Annotated in this window: 1 protein-coding gene; it reads right to left on the reverse strand. The window is 59.4% G+C overall.

Annotated elements, in window-relative coordinates:
• Positions 1 to 64: 64 nt before the first annotated feature.
• The gene (locus FQ755_RS00065) at positions 65 to 1,024 is read right to left on the reverse strand and encodes an IS110 family transposase (protein WP_144150088.1); all 960 of its coding nucleotides are present in this window, start codon (positions 1,022 to 1,024) and stop codon (positions 65 to 67) included.
• Between the last annotated feature and the right edge of the window lie 184 nt (positions 1,025 to 1,208).

Consider the following 1,208-nt stretch of genomic DNA (forward strand, 5'->3'; position numbering starts at 1 on the left):
TACTTTCTTTGCCGCCGCAAAGAAAGCAACTGTATTGAAGGTCAAGTGTCAGGGGTTCATTCGATCATGATTTCGGCGGACTCCAGGGGGTGGCGTCACGCATCATGGCGTTGAGCCGGATGAGCAGTTTGCGCATGCCAGCGACGAAGGCGACCTTGGTTTTTTTGCCTTTGTCACGCAGGCGGTCACAAAACGCCTTGATGTCGGGATTGGCTTTCTGGGCAGCGACGCAAGCCATATAGAGGGCACGTCGCACCATGTGCCGGCCGCCTTTGATATGGCGCTGCCCCTGCTGTTTGCCGCTATCGACATTGAACGGCGCGAGGCCAACGAGCGAGGCGATTTCCTTGCCGCTGAGCCTGCCCAGTTCAGGCAGAAAGGCGATCAACGTCGCCGCGGTTCCCCTGCCGACGCCAGGCGTGGAGCGCAGCAAGGCTTCGGTCTTGCGCCAGAGTTCGTTGGAGCGCAGGAAGGAATCGATGTCGTCATCGGCACCCTTGATGCGCTTTTTGAGGAAGGCGATGAGTTCGTCGATGCTGGCATGCGTGGCCTTATGAGCACGCCTGCGGCGGTTCTGCTCGGCGGTGAGCATCTCCATGAGCTGGCTGCGGCGCAGGATGAGCGCCTGCAACTGCTGGGTCTGCGCGTCGTTCAGCGCCCGGAGTTCGGGCTTGACCGCTGCGCCGTAGTGAGCGATGACGCGTGCATCGATACGATCGGTTTTGGCAAGGTGGCCGGTGGATCTGGCGAAATCGCGCACCCATCTGGGGTTGAGCGCGACGCCGGGCAAGCCTGCCTTGCATACGGCTTCCAGGACGGCTCTCTCAAGCTTGCCGGTGGCCTCGAGAACGATGAGTTCAGGTTTGAGAGGCGACAGCCGGGCGATCAGATCAGCGATACCTTCGGGCGAATTGGCGAGCCGGAAGGACTCAGTGGAGCCGTGAAAGGCCACATCGAGGAACTCGCCACTGACGTCAATGCCGACGAACAAAGGAGAAACGGAGGAGGATTGGTTCTGGTTCACCACAGCACCCCTACTTGCAAAAATACGAGCTCGAGGCTCAGTCAACTGTTCGGGTTCAAAGCGGTAAGTGGAAGCGGCGCCACCAGCTTTCTTTCGGGCTGTGAGCCCCGGTAAGCAAAACGGGCTACCGCTTCCGGTGAACGGAAAGGATCAGTTTCCGGACACTGGGACCAATATACAAGTA

The sequence above is a fragment of the Paraburkholderia sp. BCC1885 genome, assembly GCF_900996235.1.
Classification (GTDB): Bacteria; Pseudomonadota; Gammaproteobacteria; order Burkholderiales; family Burkholderiaceae; genus Paraburkholderia.